Source organism: Mesorhizobium sp. M7A.F.Ca.CA.002.04.1.1 (assembly GCF_004022805.1).
Classification (GTDB): Bacteria; Pseudomonadota; Alphaproteobacteria; order Rhizobiales; family Rhizobiaceae; genus Mesorhizobium; species Mesorhizobium ciceri.
In genome coordinates this window covers 1-3,002 of the sequence record NZ_RZPL01000691.1, presented here as the reverse complement: position 1 = coordinate 3,002, position 3,002 = coordinate 1, and the positions used below count along the sequence as shown (strand labels likewise).

Annotated in this window: 5 protein-coding genes; all 5 read left to right on the top strand. The window is 64.6% G+C overall.

Going from position 1 to position 3,002, the window contains the following annotated elements; genetic code table 11:
* Positions 1-160: 160 nt before the first annotated feature.
* Positions 161-553: a hypothetical protein gene (locus tag ENZ75_RS26870; protein WP_027161335.1), complete on the top strand. Its 393-nt coding sequence runs from the start codon at positions 161-163 to the stop codon at positions 551-553.
* Entirely contained in the window at positions 520-1,032 is a 513-nt protein-coding gene (locus ENZ75_RS26865) for a hypothetical protein (RefSeq protein ID WP_027161334.1), read from the top strand. The genes ENZ75_RS26870 and ENZ75_RS26865 overlap by 34 nt, the downstream gene beginning before the upstream one ends.
* Positions 1,007-1,489, top strand: coding sequence for a hypothetical protein (locus ENZ75_RS26860; RefSeq protein ID WP_027161333.1), 483 nt, complete (start codon positions 1,007-1,009; stop codon positions 1,487-1,489). Before ENZ75_RS26865 ends, ENZ75_RS26860 begins: the two co-directional genes overlap by 26 nt.
* A 153-nt stretch (positions 1,490-1,642) precedes the next feature.
* Positions 1,643-2,548 carry a ribokinase gene (locus ENZ75_RS26855; protein WP_063169004.1) on the top strand — a complete coding sequence of 302 codons (906 nt, stop codon included), beginning with the start codon at positions 1,643-1,645 and terminating at the stop codon, positions 2,546-2,548.
* Position 2,549: 1 nt separating this feature from the next.
* Positions 2,550-3,002: amidase family protein (locus ENZ75_RS26850; RefSeq protein ID WP_245481251.1), on the top strand; the 453-nt coding region annotated here is incomplete at its 3' end.

The following is a 3,002-nucleotide window of genomic DNA, read 5'->3' as shown; positions in this document are numbered from 1 at the left end:
ATCGTCGAGACCGGCTCGACAACCAGCATCACCACCCCCGGCGCAGATCTCGTCTCGGTTCACCTTGCCGGAACCAAGGGCGGCAGCAATCGCTTCGCCAACGGCAATTATCAGGCAACGGTAACGCTGCGCTGCGAATGACGCGAGCGAAGGAGGGGTCGTGAAACATGCTCGAATCCTGGCGACGGCGTTGGCCGTCGGATTGGCGCCCGTTGCCGCCAAGGCTCAGTCGATGTCGCCGATGCGTGGCGAGATCAACAGCTTCACCGACGTCTTTGCGGTTCGCGTCTTCCCCGCCAATCCCTACGACCGCAACATCCGGGTCGAAATTCACGTCTACGATCAGGATTTCCAGCCGGTAGATGCCAGGGTCTCTCCAAATGTCTTCCAACTGGCCTCCCAGGCCTCCCGTTCTGTCCTTGTGGTTGTGCCTTTCGGCGGCGCTGCCGAGCGTAAAGTGCGTATCTGTACCGAAAGCATCCCCTTTCCCAATCAACAGACGCAGATAAGGGCACAGATATGCGGAAAGTTTTTTGGGCGCCGCAAGTCCTGACACTGGCGCTCGCGGCTGTTTGGGCGGGTGCCTCGCCGGCCGGGGCCGAGGACGTCTACAACCTCAACCAGAACGAAAGCGGCTTCAACCTGCCCGGCGTCACCTTGCCCCAGGGCCAGGACGAGGTCCATGCCGCGGATGGCACCACTTGCCGTTCCGCCGTCTCCGGCTCCGGCGCCTATGTCGATCTCGGCGTCATCAGAGGCAACAGCCAGTCCGACAATGATGTCGCCACTTACGGCCGCGTGGTGATCCCCATCGGGCGTACGCCCAAGCGCGTCGATTGCAGCCGTCTCTACGAGCTTGAGGTCGAGCGCCTTCAGCTGGAGCTGAAGCTCCTCAAAATGGGCCTCGGCACCGACGGCCAGACGGCGAGTATTGCCGCCACCGCTCCCGCGACCGCATCACCGGGGTGGGCCAACGAAGGCTGGAGCATCAGAACCGGAAATGGCGATGGCAAGAAAAAGAAGAAGCAGTAGCCGCGCGCTGTTTGCGATGGCGGCACTTGCCGGTTCCTGCCTTCCGATGCAGGCGGCGATCATCGGCACCTGCACCATCATGGTCGGGGCGTCCGGAACGATGAAGGCCAGTCCCGCCATCAGCATACTGGGCTCCAAACAGGCAGGCGGATCGAGCGCCAGCGCCACCGTGGTGGCAAGCTCCCTGTTATGCTCAATACTCAACCTGCTTGACTGCTATTCGGTTTCGGCGCCGGCGCCTGCCGCATTCTCGTCCGCGCCGAGCGGCGGTGGCACCAACGTGACGTTCGCTTCGGTCTTCCGCCTCGATGGCTCGGGGGCCGATGTCAACGGAAGTGTGCCGCAGAGGGTTGCCAACGGCACCCACGCGATGCAGGTCGACCTCACCGCCACCAAGTCGAGCGGTATCTTTCCCGCCGGCAACTATCAGGGCACGGTCACCGTGCGCTGCGAATAAGGCCGCGACAACTCAAATCGGGCTGGACCATGCGCGTGGTCTGGCAAGCTGCGGCCTTACAGGTTAGCTTCCACGCAATCGGAACGATCTGCGTTCGCCCGGACGCACGAAGACGCTCCGGCATTTTGAATTTGCGTTGCCAGGAGGCCCTGCTTGATTATCGTCATCGGCTCGATCAACCTCGACCTTATCGCCAAGGTCGACCGCTTGCCGAGCCCCGGCGAGACGGTGGGCGGCTCGGCCTTCACCACCGCGCCCGGGGGCAAGGGCGCCAACCAGGCCCTGGCCGCCGCACGCGCCGGCGCCTCGGTGCGCATGGTCGGCGCCGTCGGCAGGGACAGCTTCGCCGCCGAGGCACTGGCATTGCTGCGCGACGGCAAGGTCGACCTGTCCGGCGTTGCCGAGACTCACGCCTCGACCGGCACGGCACTGATCATGGTCGCCGACGACGGCGAGAACATCATCGCCGTGGTGCCGGGCGCCAACGCTTCCGTGGTGCCCGGCGATCTCTCCAAGGCCTTTCTGAAAAAAGGCGACGTCGTGCTGCTGCAAAATGAGATTCCGCTGGCCACCGTCGATGCCGCCCTCGACCAGGCAAGGGCGGCCGGCGCCATCACGGTGCTCAACACAGCACCTTTCCAGGCGCAAGCAGCCGGCTTTCTCGGCAAGGCCGACTATGTCGTCGCCAACGAAACCGAGTTCGACCTGTATGGCGAAGCGCTGTCGCTGCAAGGCCGCGATCGGGCGGTGCGCATGCGCGACTTTGCCGGAAAGACCGGCCGCACCGTCGTCGTCACGCTCGGCGGCGATGGCGTGATGGCGGCGACACCGACCGAGTTCCTGGCCGTTGCTGCGCGCAAGATCGTCCCCGTCGACACGGTCGGCGCCGGCGATACGTTCTGCGGCTATTTCGCCGCCAGCCTGTCGTCGGGCCTCACGCTCGAACAGGCGCTGGCGCGCGCCGGCGCGGCCGGCTCGCTGGCCTGCCTGAAACCTGGCGCCCAACCGGCGATCCCGCTCGCCAAAGACGTCGATCAGGCGCTGCAGGAAACCCATTAAAATGCTGCGTCCTCAAACAAAACATGCCGTGCCACCGGCAGGCGACATCTGCCGCCTGTCCGCAGTCGAACTCGCCGGCGCGATCCGGGAGAGGGAGCTTTGCGTGCGCGAGGTGGTGGCGGCATTCCTCGACCGCATCGAGGCGGTCAATCCGCTGGTCAACGCCATCGTCTCCTTGCGCGATCGCGCCGATATCCTGCGCGAAGCCGATGCGGCCGATGCCAGCCCAACGCGAGCCAAAACCAACCCGCTCTTCGGCCTGCCGATGGCCATCAAGGACCTCGCCTCGACCACGGGCCTCAGGACCTCTTTCGGCTCGCCGATCTTCGCCGATTTCGTGCCGCAGGAGGACGATTTCTTCGTCGAGCGCATCCGCAATGCCGGCGCCATTATCATCGGCAAGACCAACGTCCCCGAATTCGGGCTTGGTTCCAACACCTACAACGCCGTGTTC